This is a genomic window from Lysobacter soli, assembly GCF_003382285.1.
GTDB classification, from domain to species: Bacteria; Pseudomonadota; Gammaproteobacteria; order Xanthomonadales; family Xanthomonadaceae; genus Lysobacter_J; species Lysobacter_J soli.
On record NZ_QTJR01000004.1, the window covers coordinates 161005 to 174595 of the forward strand.

At 67.8% G+C, this 13591-nt stretch carries 19 protein-coding genes; 9 read left to right on the top strand and 10 right to left on the bottom strand.

Annotated features, from left to right (window positions below):
* Positions 1-82: 82 nt before the first annotated feature.
* A complete protein-coding gene (locus tag DX912_RS07950; RefSeq protein WP_115841956.1) occupies positions 83-334 on the top strand; it encodes a DUF3297 family protein in 252 nt (83 codons plus the stop codon).
* 3 nt (positions 335-337) lie between these two features.
* Here DX912_RS07950 and DX912_RS07955 read toward each other — a convergent pair whose 3' ends face one another.
* A complete protein-coding gene (locus tag DX912_RS07955) occupies positions 338-1057 on the bottom strand; it encodes a M23 family metallopeptidase (RefSeq protein ID WP_233433526.1) in 720 nt (239 codons plus the stop codon).
* A gap of 299 nt (positions 1058-1356) precedes the next feature.
* Between DX912_RS07955 and DX912_RS07960 the strand changes: the two genes are divergently transcribed.
* Entirely contained in the window at positions 1357-1911 is a 555-nt protein-coding gene (locus tag DX912_RS07960; protein ID WP_115841958.1) for a DUF3016 domain-containing protein, read from the top strand.
* Between the two features lie 66 nt (positions 1912-1977).
* Here DX912_RS07960 and DX912_RS07965 read toward each other — a convergent pair whose 3' ends face one another.
* The 3 genes from DX912_RS07965 to DX912_RS18360 all read right to left on the bottom strand — a co-directional run bounded on the left by DX912_RS07965 (position 1978) and on the right by DX912_RS18360 (position 4048).
* On the bottom strand, positions 1978-2739 hold the full coding sequence (locus DX912_RS07965; protein WP_115841959.1) for an ABC transporter permease: 762 nt from the start codon (positions 2737-2739) through the stop codon (positions 1978-1980).
* Complete coding sequence (locus tag DX912_RS07970; RefSeq protein WP_115842082.1) at positions 2736-3674, bottom strand: ABC transporter ATP-binding protein; 939 nt, start codon at positions 3672-3674, stop codon at positions 2736-2738. The genes DX912_RS07965 and DX912_RS07970 overlap by 4 nt, the downstream gene beginning before the upstream one ends.
* A gap of 104 nt (positions 3675-3778) precedes the next feature.
* Complete coding sequence (locus tag DX912_RS18360; RefSeq protein WP_181902759.1) at positions 3779-4048, bottom strand: DUF2798 domain-containing protein; 270 nt, start codon at positions 4046-4048, stop codon at positions 3779-3781.
* A 205-nt stretch (positions 4049-4253) separates the two neighbouring features.
* Here DX912_RS18360 and DX912_RS07980 point away from each other — a divergent pair, with 205 nt between their 5' ends.
* On the top strand, positions 4254-4628 hold the full coding sequence (locus DX912_RS07980) for a YciI family protein (RefSeq protein ID WP_115841961.1): 375 nt from the start codon (positions 4254-4256) through the stop codon (positions 4626-4628).
* A 6-nt stretch (positions 4629-4634) separates the two neighbouring features.
* Here DX912_RS07980 and DX912_RS07985 read toward each other — a convergent pair whose 3' ends face one another.
* The 3 genes from DX912_RS07985 to DX912_RS07995 all read right to left on the bottom strand — a co-directional run bounded on the left by DX912_RS07985 (position 4635) and on the right by DX912_RS07995 (position 7213).
* Complete coding sequence (locus tag DX912_RS07985) at positions 4635-5519, bottom strand: bifunctional helix-turn-helix transcriptional regulator/GNAT family N-acetyltransferase (protein ID WP_115841962.1); 885 nt, start codon at positions 5517-5519, stop codon at positions 4635-4637.
* Between the two features lie 40 nt (positions 5520-5559).
* Entirely contained in the window at positions 5560-5784 is a 225-nt protein-coding gene (locus DX912_RS07990; RefSeq protein ID WP_115841963.1) for a hypothetical protein, read from the bottom strand.
* A gap of 112 nt (positions 5785-5896) precedes the next feature.
* Positions 5897-7213 (bottom strand): metal-dependent hydrolase family protein, encoded by a 1317-nt coding sequence (locus tag DX912_RS07995; RefSeq protein WP_115841964.1) that lies wholly within the window; start codon positions 7211-7213, stop codon positions 5897-5899.
* A 332-nt stretch (positions 7214-7545) separates the two neighbouring features.
* Here DX912_RS07995 and DX912_RS08000 point away from each other — a divergent pair, with 332 nt between their 5' ends.
* The 4 genes from DX912_RS08000 (at position 7546) to DX912_RS08010 (ending at position 9183) form a co-directional block, all read left to right on the top strand.
* Entirely contained in the window at positions 7546-7884 is a 339-nt protein-coding gene (locus DX912_RS08000; RefSeq protein WP_115841965.1) for an RcnB family protein, read from the top strand.
* A gap of 164 nt (positions 7885-8048) precedes the next feature.
* Entirely contained in the window at positions 8049-8258 is a 210-nt protein-coding gene (locus DX912_RS08005; protein ID WP_115841966.1) for a hypothetical protein, read from the top strand.
* 9 nt (positions 8259-8267) lie between these two features.
* Positions 8268-8444, top strand: coding sequence for a hypothetical protein (locus DX912_RS18365; RefSeq protein ID WP_157031286.1), 177 nt, complete (start codon positions 8268-8270; stop codon positions 8442-8444).
* A gap of 136 nt (positions 8445-8580) precedes the next feature.
* Positions 8581-9183: a hypothetical protein gene (locus DX912_RS08010; RefSeq protein WP_115841967.1), complete on the top strand. Its 603-nt coding sequence runs from the start codon at positions 8581-8583 to the stop codon at positions 9181-9183.
* A 59-nt stretch (positions 9184-9242) separates the two neighbouring features.
* On the opposite strand, the gene DX912_RS08015 is transcribed toward DX912_RS08010, so the two are convergent.
* Entirely contained in the window at positions 9243-10229 is a 987-nt protein-coding gene (locus DX912_RS08015; protein ID WP_115841968.1) for an NAD-dependent epimerase/dehydratase family protein, read from the bottom strand.
* A gap of 166 nt (positions 10230-10395) precedes the next feature.
* On the opposite strand from DX912_RS08015, the gene DX912_RS08020 reads away from it, so the two are divergent.
* Positions 10396-10878, top strand: a complete 483-nt coding sequence (locus tag DX912_RS08020; protein ID WP_115841969.1) for a Cif family virulence factor — start codon at positions 10396-10398, stop codon at positions 10876-10878.
* Positions 10879-11129: 251 nt separating this feature from the next.
* Here DX912_RS08020 and DX912_RS08025 read toward each other — a convergent pair whose 3' ends face one another.
* Positions 11130-11534 carry an SRPBCC family protein gene (locus DX912_RS08025; protein ID WP_115841970.1) on the bottom strand — a complete coding sequence of 135 codons (405 nt, stop codon included), beginning with the start codon at positions 11532-11534 and terminating at the stop codon, positions 11130-11132.
* Positions 11535-11824: 290 nt separating this feature from the next.
* On the opposite strand from DX912_RS08025, the gene DX912_RS08030 reads away from it, so the two are divergent.
* Positions 11825-12355, top strand: a complete 531-nt coding sequence (locus tag DX912_RS08030; protein ID WP_115841971.1) for a DUF6630 family protein — start codon at positions 11825-11827, stop codon at positions 12353-12355.
* A 3-nt stretch (positions 12356-12358) separates the two neighbouring features.
* Here the strand turns inward: DX912_RS08030 and DX912_RS08035 are convergent, their stop codons facing one another.
* The gene (locus tag DX912_RS08035; RefSeq protein ID WP_181902760.1) at positions 12359-13510 is read right to left on the bottom strand and encodes a PAS domain-containing sensor histidine kinase; all 1152 of its coding nucleotides are present in this window, start codon (positions 13508-13510) and stop codon (positions 12359-12361) included.
* Between the last annotated feature and the right edge of the window lie 81 nt (positions 13511-13591).

The window sequence follows — 13591 nt, forward strand, 5'->3', positions numbered from 1 at the left end:
CGGGATCGCGCCACCGCACGTATCCTGTGCGGCCCCGGCGCCTGCCCGGTGCCAATACCCGCGCCAGAACACGAATCCCGCCATGACCGACACCCCCCCCGACCGCCTCTCCAACGACCCGCGCAGCCCGTTCTTCGATGAGACGGTGCTCGAGCGCGGCATCGGCATCCGCTTCAACGGGGTCGAGCGCATCAATGTCGAGGAGTACTGCATCAGCGAGGGCTGGGTGCGGCTGCCGGTCGGCAAGGCGCTGGATCGCCGCGGCAACCCGATGACGATGAAGCACAAGGGCAAGGTCGAGGCCTGGTTCCGCGACGCGGAAGCCGGCGAGTAAGCCTCAAAGCCCCGCCAGGTAACGGCCCGGGTCGATCCGGCGCCCGTACTGGCGCACTTCGAAATGCAGGTGCGGACCGGTCGAACGGCCGGTCGAGCCCATCTTCGAGATCTCCTGCCCGGCGAGGACGACGTCGCCGGGCCGCACCTCCAGCCGGCTGTTGTGCGCGTACAGCGTCACGATGCCCTGGCCGTGGTCGATCATGACCACGTTGCCGTAGTCCTTCGTGTAATGCGCCTGCACGACCACGCCGTCGCCGCAGGCATGCACCGGCGTTCCGGTCGTGCCGGCGAAGTCGATGCCGCTGTGGAAGGCATCGCCGCGCCCGAAGGGGTCGTGGCGGCGGCCGAAGCCGGACGTGATCCGCACCGGCGCGACCGGCAGCAGGCTGAGCAGCTTCTCGCGCCAGTCGCGCTTGACCGGATTCCAGGCGATCGCCGACAGGTCGATCGCGTCGTCGGCCTTGTGCAGCGGCACCGCGTCCAGGTGCGCGAGGTCCGCGGCGAGGTCGTAGTGCGGCGCCTGCGAGGCCGGCAGGTACGGACCGCCCATCCCCGCCTCGATGGCGACCGCGCGCGCCGGCACGGCGACGTGCGTGCGCGCATAGCCGGAGCCGGCGCTCGTGGCGGCAACCAGCACCGCGGCTGCGCAGATCACCTGCAGGCTGCTGCGCCAACCGCAGCGGACGGGACGGACTCGGGCTTTGCGTACGGCGGGGGACATGGAACGGCTCCGTGGGCGGACGGCGGCGCCCGGCGACCGGACGCGGTGGACTCCTGGCGGGGGAATTCCGGCTGCGATACGTGCCGGGCGAAGCGCCATTGCGGCGCAGGAGGAAGTTTCCGGATCGGTCCCCGGGGCCGATATGAGACGGGTCCGAAAAACTCTCAGCCGAAGGCCTTGACCTGTTAAGGATTCGTGGTTCGAAACCGCGAACGCCGGCTGTACGTCGCTGCGAGCCGCGTCGCCGGCGCGCATCGGCGGTGGGAGAATCCGATTGCCCCATCCCTTCGGAGGTCGCCATGAAATCGCGCCTCGCCCTTCTCCTTCTCGCCGCTGCCTTCACCTCCACTGCGATCGCCGGAGTCCGAAACGTCACCGATCCGGATGCACCGCGCGCCTTGCCAGAAAGCGAGTCGGTCAACGTGCGATGGGAAGACCCGTCGCGCTTCAGCGAACTTCGCTACAGCGGCAACCGCTGGGAAGCCTCGCAGGGCAACTGGGTGCAGGAACTCGCGGGCTACCTGCGCGAGCGCGCCGAGAAGCGCCTGCCCGAGGGCCAGCGCCTGGATGTCGACATCCTCGACATCCGCCGCGCGGGCATGTTCGAACCGTGGCACGGCCCGAACCTGCAGAACACGCGCATCATCCGCGACGTCTATCCGCCGCGCATGACGCTCAACGTGCGCCTTACCGATGCCAACGGCAACGTGATCGCGCAAGGCGAGCGCAAGCTCAGCGATCCGGGCTTCCTGATGAGCGACAGCGCCTCGCTCAACAGCGATCCGCTGCGCTTCGAGAAACGCCTGATCGATCGCTGGCTCACGCAGGAACTGCGCGAAGGCGAGCGCAGCTAGTCATCGAAGTCGCCGGAAACAAGAAGGGCCGCAGCTGCGGCCCTTCGTTTTGTCGCGCGGAGCGGCTTACTGCTTCAACTTCCAGCCGGTGCGGAAGATCCAGTACACCACGCCCAGGCACAGCAGCAGGAAGCCAAGGATCGCCGCCGCGCTGATGCCGACGTTGACGTCGGAAATCCCGAAGAAGCTCCAGCGGAAACCGCTGATGAGGTACACCACCGGATTGAACAGCGCGACCTTCTGCCACAACGGCGGGAGCATGCTGATCGAATAGAACGCGCCTCCGAGGAACGTCAGCGGCGTGATGATCATCAGCGGCACCAGCTGCAGGCGCTGGAAGCTGTCGGCCCACAGACCGATGATGAAACCGAACAGGCTGAAGGTAAGCGCCGTCAGCACCAGGAAGCACAGCATCCAGAACGGATGCTGGATTTCGTACGGCACGAAGAAGCGCGCGGTGAGCAGGATCAGCGTGCCGAGCATCAGCGACTTGGTCGCCGCGGCGCCTACGTAGCCGATCACGATTTCCATCGCCGACACCGGTGCCGACAGCAGTTCGTAGATCGTGCCGGCCCACTTGGGCATGTAGATGCCGAAGGACGCGTTGGAGATGCTCTCGCTCAGCAGCGACAGCATGATCAGGCCGGGGATGATGAAGGCGCCGTAGCTCACGCCGTCGACATCGCCCATGCGCCCACCGATCGCCGCGCCGAAGACGATGAAGTACAGCGACGTCGACAGCACCGGCGAGACGATCGACTCCATCAGCGTGCGGAACGTGCGCGCCATCTCGAAGCGGTAGATGGCGCGGATCGCGTGCAGGTTCATGCGCGCGCCTCCCGGTTCTGGCGGACCAGGCTGACGAAGATGTCCTCCAGCGAACTCTCGGACGAATGCAGGTCCTTGAAGTCGATGCCGTGCTGGGTGAGGCGACGCAGGAGCGCGGCAATGCCGGTTTCCTGCGCCTGCACGTCGAAGGTGTAGACCAGCGAATGGCCGTCTTCGGCCAGTTCCAGCGGGTATTCGGCGAGGTCGTCGGGAATCCGCTCCAGCGGCGCCTGCAGCGTCAGCGTGAGCTGCTTCTTGCCGAGCTTGCGCATCAGCGTGGCCTTGTCCTCCACCAGCACCAGCTCGCCCTTGTTGATCACGCCGATGCGGTCGGCCATGTCCTCGGCCTCCTCGATGTAATGCGTGGTCAGGATGATCGTGGTGCCGTTCTCGCGAAGGCGACGCACCATTTCCCACATGTCGTGGCGCAGTTCGACGTCGACGCCTGCGGTCGGTTCATCGAGGAACAGGATCGACGGCTCGTGCGACAGCGCCTTGGCGATGAGCACGCGGCGTTTCATGCCGCCCGACAGCGCCATGATCTTGCTGTCCTTCTTGTCCCACAGCGAAAGGTCGCGCAGCACCTTTTCCAGGTACGCGTCGTCGCGCGGCTTGCCGAAGAGCCCACGGCTGAACTTCACCGTCGCCCATACGCTTTCGAACGCGTCGGTCGACAGCTCCTGCGGCACCAGCCCGATCTTCATGCGTGCGGCGCGGTAATCGTGGACGATGTCGTGGCCGTCGGCGGTGACGCTGCCGGAGCTCGCGTTGACGATGCCGCAGATGATGCTGATCAGCGTCGTCTTGCCCGCGCCGTTGGGCCCGAGCAGCGCGAAGATCTCGCCGCGGCGGATCTGCAGGTCGATGCCCTTGAGCGCCTGGAAACCGGTGGAGTACGTCTTGGTGAGCCCCCTGACATCGATCACGGGGTCGATGACGGGATCGTGTGCCTGCAAGCCGGCGGTGGACGCCATGCCGTGTTCCTTTTCCTGCGGAGAACCCGCGGCATCGTACCGGAGCGGCGCCGACGACACGTCGCTCATCCCATGCGGCCGAGGCGACGCGACGATCCGGTGGCTTCGCTGCACACCTTCGTCACACGCGCCAGCAGCGCGCGCACGCCGGGCAGGATCACCCACGCGGCCGGCAGCGCGACGGCGAACGCGACGGGCCATCCGCGCAGCCAGGCCTCGACGAGCCCGGGGCCGAAACCGCGGTGCAAGGCGATCATGGCGAAGCTCATCACGCCCGACATCAGCGTGACGACCAGCGGAACGAAGGCGAACTGGGCCTGGCGTGGCGTGAGCATGGCGGGCATTCCGTTGCGGGGGAGGAGTGACAGGTTAGGCACGCGACCCCGCGCCGATAAGCCCGTATCGGGGGGAAGAACCGTCCCGTCAGCGGGCGAATCGGCGAAACGTGCCATCGCGGCGCCGTCGTGTGTCTTCCGGTACATCGCGCCGTCGCACGCATGGGCCACAATGCGTGTCCCCAGTACGCATCCGCGGAGTGCCATGAAATTCCTGCTGATGATCTATACCGACCAGGCCTTGCTCGACGCGTTGCCGGAAGGCGAGTACGACCGCCTGATGAAGGACTGCATCGAAAAGGCCGACGCCCTGCGCGAGCGCGGCGTGCTGCTGGATTCGCAGCAGCTCGAAGTCCCCAGCACCGCGCGTTCGATCCGCGCCCGCAACGGCAGCACGCACGTGTTCGACGGTCCGTTCGCCGAAGCGAAGGAAGTCTTCGCCGGCTTCAACCTGATCGAGGCGCCGGATATCGAAGCTGCGGTGGACATCGCGCATTCGTTCCCGTGGTCGCGCTTCGGTTCGATCGAAGTGCGCCCGGTGCGCGACTTCAACGCGGTGCGCGAGCGCGTGGGCGCGTAACGCGCGTCAGGCCAGGCGCTTCTCGAACCAGTAATCCGCGTAGGGATTGTCGTTGTAGCGCGGGATCTCGACGTAGCCGTTGCGCGCATACAGCGCGCGTGCTTCCAGCAGCGTGCGGTTGGTGTCCAGGCGCAGCGTGTGCAGCGACATCGCGTGCGCCCGCGCTTCCAGTGCATCGAGCATGCGCTGGGCGATGCCGAGGCCGCGTGCGGTCGGCGCGACCCACATGCGCTTGATCTCGCCGGCGCCGTCGCCGAGCACCTTCAGCGCGCCGCAGCCGAGCGCGTCCTCGTCCAGGCGCGCGAGCAGCAGCACGCCGGACGGCGGTACGAGTTCCTGCGGATCGGCGCTCGGGCCGCGCGTCGCGTCGAACCCCGTGTCGAAGCGTTCGTCGAGTTCGCGCAGATACGCGTCGATGCACGCGCGCGCATCGGCGCTGGCGGGGTCCGCCGGTTCGATGACCACGGCGGCGGCGCGCATCAGGCGTTCGACGTCGGCCATCGCCCGGGTCAGGCGCTCACGCTGCGCCTCGCCCAGCGGCGACAGCAGCGAGGTCGCGAAGTCCTGCGACAGCCGGTCGAGCGCCTCGAATTCCCGCCGTCCCTTCGCGGTCAGCAGTACGCGCCGGACGCGCGCGTCATCCGGCGCCGGCTGCGATTTCACCAGCCCCTGCGATTCAAGGCCGCGCAGCAGGCGGCTCAGGTAGCCCGAATCCAGCGACAGCCGCGCGCGCAGGTCGCGCACGTCGGCGCCGTCGCTACCGATCTCGAACAGCAGTCGCGACTCGGCCAGCGGACGGCCGCGACCTAGGAAGTCGTCCGAAAGCGCCCCGATCCGGCGCGTCACCGAGCGGTTGAAGCTGCGGACCTGTTCGATCTGACGTTCGTCCATTGCCTGACTTTAGTCAGGCAATTGCTCGGGCGCAAGCGTTTCAGGGTTGTCCGGAGGCCGGTTGCGCCCGGCGACGCGACAGATAGGGCAGCGCGAACATGTACAGCCCGCTGACCAGCAGCAACGCCAGCGGCACCAGCGTCGCGAAGCCGACCCACAGCGCGATGTCGCCCCGACCCATCACGGCGAAGTTGGCGATGACGAACAGCGTGAAGGCAATCGACAGCCAGCGATGGGCCTGGCGGATCCACTTGTTCCAGTTCATTCGAGCGCTCCCTGGCGGATGGCCCGCACGATGCGGGCCGACGGAAGGCATCCTCGCGCGGCGCCCGCGGCGCCGCTTCTCGAAAACTGATCGATTGCGCCCGGCGCGCGGCTTACGGCCCGCGCACCACCGCACCCTGCTTCATCACCAGCAGCGGCTTCTGCGTGGCGCGGATGTTCTCCAGCACGTTGCCGGGCACGGCGACGATGTCGGCGAACTTGCCCGCCTCCAGCGTGCCGGTTTCGTTCTCGATGCCCAGCAGCTTCGCCGAGCCCTGGCTGCTGGTGAGCAACGCCGCCGACGGCGTCATGCCCAGGTCGACCATGTCGCCGAATTCCTGCGCGTTGAGGCCGTGCGGATACACCGCGGCGTCGGTGCCCAGCGCGATCGGCACGCCCACGCGCAGCGCCTCCTTGAACATCTTCTGGTGCGCCGCGCCGGCCGCGCGCGCCTTGGCGCCGATCTGCGGCGGATACGTATCGGCCTTGTCGAGCACCCAGACCTGCGTCATGCGCGTGGGCACCAGGTACGTGCCCTTGCTCTTCATCAGCTGCAGCGTGGGCGTGGTGAGGAAGCTTCCGTGCTCGATCGAATCCACGCCGGCTTCCACCGCGAGCTTCGCGGCGAGATCGCCATGGCTGTGCGCGGCGACCTTGCGGCCCCAGGTGTGGGCTTCGGTCACGATCGCGCGCAGCTCGTCGGGCGTGAGCTGCGGGACGTCGACCGGATCGGCTTCCGACAGCACGCCACCGGAGGCGCAGATCTTGATGAGGTCGGCGCCGTACTTCATCTGCTCGCGCGTGGCGAGGCGGCACTGCTCGGCGCCGTTGCACACGCCGTCGCGCGGGCCCAGCGGCACGACGCGCTCCGGCGGGAACGGCGCGGCATCGCAATGCCCGCCGGTGGAACCGAGGGCGTGGCCTGCGACCAGCATGCGCGGGCCTTCGGCCAGGCCGTCGCGGATCGCGTTGCGCAGCGCGATGTCGACGAAATCCGGCGCGCCGACCTCGCGCACCGTGGTGAAGCCGGCTTCGAGCGTCAGCTTCGCGTTGCGTGCCGCGTGGAACGATTGCTCGGTCGGAAAGCGCAGCATGTTCTCGTAGAAGCCCTGCGCCCAGTTGTCGTCGTGGTTGGAGGCGATGTGCGTGTGCGCGTCGATGAAGCCCGGCAGCAGCGTGGCTTCGCCCAGGTCGATGACCTTCGCGCCGGCCGGCACGGCGGCATCGCCGACGGCGGCGATGCGATCGCCCTGCACCACCACCACGCCCGGCGACACAAGCTGGCCGCTGCGGCCGTCGAACAGGTGCGCGGCCCGCAGCACGACGGGCGCCGAGGCCGGCGCGGCGGGCGCCTGCGCAGGCGTCGCGGCGGTGGCCAGCGACAAGGCGACGGACAGGCCCGCCAGGGCCACGACGGCACGACGCTTCATTCCCTTCCCCTCAGGCGTTCACGTTCGGGCGAGTGTAGGAGGCGACGCGGCGCGCCGTCTCGCCTCCTGCGACAGGCGGCGGCCACACTGGGCGCACTCCTCGTCAGGGAGATTGCCGGGGTGGCGCGCGACCGGTTCGCGCGCCACCCCGGCTTTTTTCGTTCCAAAGGGGTGCTGTAAGCGCTTACCTAAAGCCGAGGTGAAGGATTCCGGTCACAAAGCGCGAACTGCGTCGCGATTCGGCGCGAACCCGATTGCCAGCCGGTGCGCCCCAGTCAGGATCGACACAAACCAGATCCATCACCGCAACTCGCATGCACACAGGGGATTTCATGAAGCGCCTGCTTTCGACTCTCGCGATCGGCTTCCTGCTGCTTTCGCCGGTCGCCGCCTCGGCCCATGACAAGCATCACGACCGCGATCGTCACGACCACTACGACGATCACGACGACCACCACGACCGTGGTCGCGGCCACAAGAAGGGCCACAACAAGCACGATTACCGCCGCGGCGTGGTCTATGTCGAACGTCGCGTCTACGTCGACGATTACCGCCACTACGACCTGCGCGAGCCGCCCCGCGGCCACCGCTGGGTGCGCAGCGACGACGGCCGCTACGTCCTGATCGCCGTGGCCACCGGCATCATCGCCGACGTGCTGCTGCATCACTGATCGCGGCCGGCGTTCCAGCTGCGTCGACCGAAAGGCCCCGGAATTCCGGGGCCTTTTCGCATTCAGGCTGAACACGCGTGCGGTAACGCCTGCGTTACATCGCGATTCCACACCCCTAACAGCGCCGTCTCTACGTTGGTGTTCCCTCGACGAACGGAGACACCATGGGCACCAACAAGCACGCGCGGGACCGGGTCAAGAGCGACCACACCACGCCGCCGTCCGGTGGCAATCGCGACACCGATCGCGACCACGCCATGCGCGCCGGCCACGACGGTCCGACACAGCGCAAGCACGCGGTGCACAAGGAGCCGTCGACCCGCGACGAAGGCCGCGACGACCATCGTTCCGGCAGCGACAAGCGCCACCACTAGGAGGACGCGATGCGACCGGACAAGCAGAAGGGCCAGGCGCAGCAGAAATCGGGCGCCAAGGACCAGAAGAAGGATCTGGAGGACCGCAAGCAGCCGAAGGCGGCGTCCCGGAGCGAGGAACCCTCGGACGAGAACGCGCTGGCCAAGGTGCGTTACCGCGAGCAGGACGGACCCACGATCCACTGACGTCCCGCGATGCGAAGGCCGCGCAACATACGCGGCCTTCACTTTTCCGTGCACACACTGAACCGCGCCGCCCGGACTGGGCTGCGCGTTGCCGTCGCGCGCCGCGCGATGCGCACCCACCCGCACGGAGGACGCAGTGAAGACTTCCCCGCTCCCGCTCCGCCCCGTTTCCCTCGCCATCGTCCTGGCCCTGGCCACCACGACCGCGTACGCCGCCAAGCCCTCGCCACCCGATCCCAACCGCAGCGAGTCCGCGGCCGTCGTCGTGACGGTCGAAGGCAAGGTCGTCGACATCAACACCCCCAACCGGCTGATCACCGTGGAAGGGCCGGACGGCAACAAGGTGGAAGTGCACGCCGACGAGACCGTCCGCAACTTCGAGCAGATCCACAAGGGCGACACCGTGTCGCTGGATTACATGCGCGCGGTGACCGTGGACATCCAGCCGGCCGGCAGCGCCGAGCCCGGCGCGTACATCGCGAAGGACGAGCAGGTCGGCAAGCTCGGCGAGAAGCCGAAGGTCGGCGCGGCCGAAGTCGTCACCGTGCTGGCGCCGATCCGCGCGATCGACACGAAGAACAACACCATCACCGTCGAAGGCCCGCGCGGCAACGTCGTGACGCTGGACGTGCGCAAGCCCGAATACCAGGCGCGCCTGCCGAAGCTCAAGGTCGGCGACATGCTGCGCGTGGCGTTCACGGAAGCCGCGGCGGTGCAGGTGCGGCCGAAGGGGCAGTAGTTTCGCTTGAAGCCCCTCTCCCGCCTGCGGGAGAGGGGTTGGGGTGAGAGCGACGGCGCCTACGACACCACCGGATACGGCCCGTCCTCGAACACCACGTCGTGGTAGCCCTTGCTGCCGACCGCCTCGGCCAGCGGGCTCCGGAAATCCTCGCCACTGCGCAGCGCGTCGAGCACGCGCGCGAAGTCGTACTTCGGCTGCCAGCCCAGCTGCTCACGCGCGCGCGCGTTGTCGTACACACGGTCGATCTGCGGAAACATCCGCCAGCCACGCGAGGCGTACAGCGCCGGCGCTTCGGGGAAATGCCGTGCCAGCACGGTCGCCGGATCGCGACGGAGTTCCGGCAGGTCCTCGCGCGTGAACGGCGTCGTCGACGAGATGATGTAGCGGCCGAAGCCAATCGCCTTCGCGCGTTCGACCGCCAGAAGATGCGCGTCCACCGCGTCGGCGATGTCGACGCGACGATAGAGCAGCTCGTTCGCCTGCGCGTTGGCGGTGGAAAACCCGTTGCGCACGTCGATGCTGTCGTCGGGCTCGGGGAAGAAGCGCGAGGTGCGCAGCACCAGCACCGGCAGGCGGCGCTTGCGGTGGAACAGCTCGCACAGCTGCTCGGCCGACAGTTTGGTCACGCCGTAGATGTTCTTCGGGATCGGCGCGACGTCCTCGTTGATCCACGCCGCCGGCTCGCCCATCGCCGGCGTCAGCGCGGCGCCGAAGGTGCTGGTCGTGCTGGTGAAGACGAAAGACTCCACGTTCGCGGCCAGCGCTTCCTCGAGCAGAACGAGCGTGCCGCTGATGTTGGTGTCGATGAAGTCCTGGTGCGGATGCGTCGCCACGTGCGGCTTGTGCAGCGTCGCGGCGTGGACCACCGCGCGCACGCCCTTCATGCGTCGGCGCACGAAGTCGCGATCGGTGATGGAACCGACGTGGTCGGTGAATGCCGAAGGCTTGATGTCGATGCCGACCGCGTCGCGGCCGGTGGCGCGCAACTGCCGCATCAGTCCTTCGCCCAGATGGCCGGCGCTGCCGGTCACGAGAAGGGTCATGGGTGGGGCTCCGATGACGTGTGGGCACTCGATTATGCGGGGAATTTGTGGCCGCACCGCGGCAGGTCCGCGATGCAATGGCCCCACGGAACGCCTCGATAGTGGCTCTCGAACAGGGCCGCTTGCGGGCCTACCGTCCGTCTGCCCCCACGTCGAGGACACGACGATGACGATCCGCCCGCTCCTGCTCCGCTGCCTTCCCGCCGTTGCCTGCCTGCTGTTCCTGTCCGCTGCCGCGCCTGCATTCGCCGGCGATCGCGGCAGCGACCACCGTGCCCGCGGCTGCGCGCGCCAGTTCGAACTGGCCCAGCGCATGGACATGGAATCCTTCCGCGACTACGACGCCGAGACCTTCCGCGCCGTCCACGACGAACGCGCGATTACCATCTTCGCCAGCGGCGCCAGGCGCGTGGGCATCGACGCGATCATGACCGCGCTGGCCAGCCACTTCGCCAACCGCGAGGCGCAGTGGACCTGGACTGAGGTCTATCGCGTGGTCGACGGCTGCAACGCCGCGTTCATCCTGTACGAGACGGTGTACGAGATCCCCCGCATCGGCTTCCGCCAGCACGCCTACACCGGCGTGACCTACAGCCACGACGGCCATCGCTGGCTGGCGATCGCGGACCAGGGGACGCCGTTGCCGTAAGGCAGTTGAAGGCCTTGCGCTCTCGCACTTTCATCCCGATTCCCCGGTTTGAGCCCCTCTCCCACCGGGAGAGGGGTTGGGGTGAGGGGTAACGGAGCGTCTACGGTGGCCCACCTCGGGCGCACAGCGCTGCTGGTTCTGCGCTTTTGCTCTCAGATCACCGCAGCAACGTCCATGGATTCCCGCCTACGCGGGAATGACGAGCACGAGCAAGCGCGCTCGATTCCCGCATTAGCGCCGCGCATCGATGCTCACCCCCCGCCCGCCCCCTCCAACGTCCGCTTCATCACCGACAACCCCTCCGCGATCATCCCGTCGACCGTCGAAGCCGCCTCATCCGGCAGCAGGTCGGCGATCCAGCGGATCCGGGTCCGCGCGCCGTCGAGTTCGAACGCCTGCACCGACGCGTTGTAATGCTCGAAGGTCCCTCCGATCGCGGCCCACGCGACGCGATGACGCGTCTGGTCGATATCGAGGATCGGCTCGCGCACCACGGTGCCGTTGCCGAACGTCACCACGCGCACGCGGCCTTCCATGCGGCAGTCGGTAACGAAGCCGGGCACCAGGCGGGTGTGGATGTTGCCGACGTCACGCAGTGCGTCCCACGCATCGCGCAACGGAATGTCCACGTCGATGTCGCGCTGGATCGAAGCCATGGGCGCACTCCGAGCGGGCGATGCGGGCAGCGTGATCCCGCCTCCGCGTCATCGCCACGCCCGCACCCGACCTCCCGACGGAAGGTGCGATTCGGATTCCTCCTATGGAGCACGCATCGCCGCGCAGCGACGCTGGCGTCGGCCGCTGCGAGTCGGCCGGGCGCCCTCTTCCCCCCGGGCGTCCACTCCTTTCAGGGCTGCCGGTGTTCTTCGGCAGCCTTCTTTTTTGCCTGCACGCGCCACCGCCGCGTCGCGCCGTATCCTGTGCGCCCCGCCCGCAGTACCGCGCCATGCATTCCGAATACGACCCCGACGACAACTTCGCCCGTTCGTTCCACGACGACGCCGACCTCGACGAGGACGCCGCACAGGAAGCGGTCGCGTGGCAGTTCCTGTTGCTGGTCAATCCCGACGACGAGGACGCGGCGATGGAACAGTTCGCCCGCTGCCGCGAAGCGCTCGCCGACGGCGAGGATCCCGTGCAGGCGCTGCGCGATGCCATCGATTGGCGCGCCGGCTTCCATGTTGAGGAATCCGATCCCGCCGGGCTGATCGAAGTGCTCGATGAGCTCGCCGCGCGTTTCGGCCTGCGCATCGACTGGGGCGACGTCGTGGACGATGACGACTTCCTCGCGGAGGCCGAAGTGCCGGCGCTGGTCAACGTCGCCTTCGACCGCCTGCGCGAGCACCACTACACGCTGTGGACGTACGAAACCGGCGAGCACGCGCAGGCCGGATTCATCACGCGCCAACGCGACGACGAGGCCCTGCGCATGGTGGCCGGCGCGCTCGGTTTCCACGTGCGCACCGGCGCGCTGTAACGATCAGCGCAGCGGGAAGCGCACCACGAACTGGCTGCCTTTCCCCGGCCCTTCGCTGCGCGCCTGCACGGTGCCGCCGTGCAGCTCGATGATCTTCTTCACCAGCGCCAGGCCGAGCCCCAGCCCGAGCTTCGAGCTGTCCAGCCGCGGCAGCGTGAACATCTCGAACAGGCGTTCCAGCCGGTTCGGCGCGATGCCGATGCCTTCGTCGGTCACGCGCACGATCGCCTCCGGGCCTTCCAGCGTGCCGGTGACCCAGATCTGTCCCGGCGCGGGCGTGTAGCGCAGCGCATTGGCGATCAGGTTCACGAACACCTGCTGCATGCGCATCGGGTCCACTTCCACGACGATCTCGTGCTCCGGCAGCAGCACCTCGACGTGCCGGCCTTCCTGCTCCATCTGGCGCTTGGCGATGGACACCGAGTGATCGAGCATCTCGCGAAGGTTGCAGGTGGCCTTGTCGAGCTTGAAGCCGTCCGCGCCGACCTTGCTGTGCTGCATCAGGTCCTCGATCAGGCGCGCGGCGAGCGTGACGTTGCGCTCGATCAGGTCCAGCGGTTCCCCAGTCGCGGGCACCTGGTCGCCGATCTTCCGCTTCAGCATGCCCGCGGCGAGGCTGATGCCCGACAGCGGATTGCGCAATTCATGCGCGAGCAGCGCGATGGCCGCGCTCTTCTTGTCGCTCGACTCGGTGGCCGCTCGGCAACGCTTGCGGCTGCTTTCCAGCTGCATCTTCACTTCGGTCAGGTCGCGGAACAGCTTGAGGAAGGCGCAGCACGCCTTCTCCTCGATGAATGGCCCCAGATACACCATCGTGCCCGACGCCCAGAAACGCGAGCCGTCGAGACGGGCCATCCAGCGATCGTCCGACGCCGTGCCGCGCGATCGCGCTTCCAGCATTTCGTGCTCGGGGATGCCAGCGGCGATGTCGCGCGGGATGAAGATGGAGGAGATGTCGCGGCCGACCAGTCCGCCGGGCTCGGCACCGAGGATGACTTCGGCGCCTGAATTGGTCCATGTGATGCGGCCGTGCGCACCCACCAGCAGCGCGGCGTGTTCCGGCGATCGCACGGCGAACGCCCAGAGCATGTCCTTGATGACGGTATCGTCGACTCCGTTTCCCTCTGGCGACGTGGAGCGCGTTCCGTCGTTCATCGCAGGCCCCTGCATCGTTCGTCACGAGTGTGCGCCCGGATAACGAGCTTGTCCGTGAAGGGCCTCATGCGGCTTTCGCGG

Excerpts from the sequence above, each read along its gene's own strand:
- DX912_RS08000 (WP_115841965.1), top strand. The coding sequence starts at position 7,546 with ATGAAGCGCCTGCTTTCGACTCTCGCGATCGGCTTCCTGCTGCTTTCG.
- DX912_RS08020 (WP_115841969.1), top strand. The coding sequence starts at position 10,396 with ATGACGATCCGCCCGCTCCTGCTCCGCTGCCTTCCCGCCGTTGCCTGC.
- DX912_RS07960 (WP_115841958.1), top strand. The coding sequence starts at position 1,357 with ATGAAATCGCGCCTCGCCCTTCTCCTTCTCGCCGCTGCCTTCACCTCC.
- DX912_RS07990 (WP_115841963.1), bottom strand. The coding sequence starts at position 5,784 with ATGAACTGGAACAAGTGGATCCGCCAGGCCCATCGCTGGCTGTCGATT.
- DX912_RS08015 (WP_115841968.1), bottom strand. The coding sequence starts at position 10,229 with ATGACCCTTCTCGTGACCGGCAGCGCCGGCCATCTGGGCGAAGGACTG.
- DX912_RS07950 (WP_115841956.1), top strand. The coding sequence starts at position 83 with ATGACCGACACCCCCCCCGACCGCCTCTCCAACGACCCGCGCAGCCCG.
- DX912_RS08030 (WP_115841971.1), top strand. The coding sequence starts at position 11,825 with ATGCATTCCGAATACGACCCCGACGACAACTTCGCCCGTTCGTTCCAC.
- DX912_RS18360 (WP_181902759.1), bottom strand. The coding sequence starts at position 4,048 with ATGCTCACGCCACGCCAGGCCCAGTTCGCCTTCGTTCCGCTGGTCGTC.
- DX912_RS18365 (WP_157031286.1), top strand. The coding sequence starts at position 8,268 with ATGCGACCGGACAAGCAGAAGGGCCAGGCGCAGCAGAAATCGGGCGCC.
- DX912_RS08005 (WP_115841966.1), top strand. The coding sequence starts at position 8,049 with ATGGGCACCAACAAGCACGCGCGGGACCGGGTCAAGAGCGACCACACC.
- DX912_RS07995 (WP_115841964.1), bottom strand. The coding sequence starts at position 7,213 with ATGAAGCGTCGTGCCGTCGTGGCCCTGGCGGGCCTGTCCGTCGCCTTG.
- DX912_RS07980 (WP_115841961.1), top strand. The coding sequence starts at position 4,254 with ATGAAATTCCTGCTGATGATCTATACCGACCAGGCCTTGCTCGACGCG.
- DX912_RS07985 (WP_115841962.1), bottom strand. The coding sequence starts at position 5,519 with ATGGACGAACGTCAGATCGAACAGGTCCGCAGCTTCAACCGCTCGGTG.
- DX912_RS08025 (WP_115841970.1), bottom strand. The coding sequence starts at position 11,534 with ATGGCTTCGATCCAGCGCGACATCGACGTGGACATTCCGTTGCGCGAT.
- DX912_RS07955 (WP_233433526.1), bottom strand. The coding sequence starts at position 1,057 with ATGTCCCCCGCCGTACGCAAAGCCCGAGTCCGTCCCGTCCGCTGCGGT.
- DX912_RS08035 (WP_181902760.1), bottom strand. The coding sequence starts at position 13,510 with ATGAACGACGGAACGCGCTCCACGTCGCCAGAGGGAAACGGAGTCGAC.
- DX912_RS07965 (WP_115841959.1), bottom strand. The coding sequence starts at position 2,739 with ATGAACCTGCACGCGATCCGCGCCATCTACCGCTTCGAGATGGCGCGC.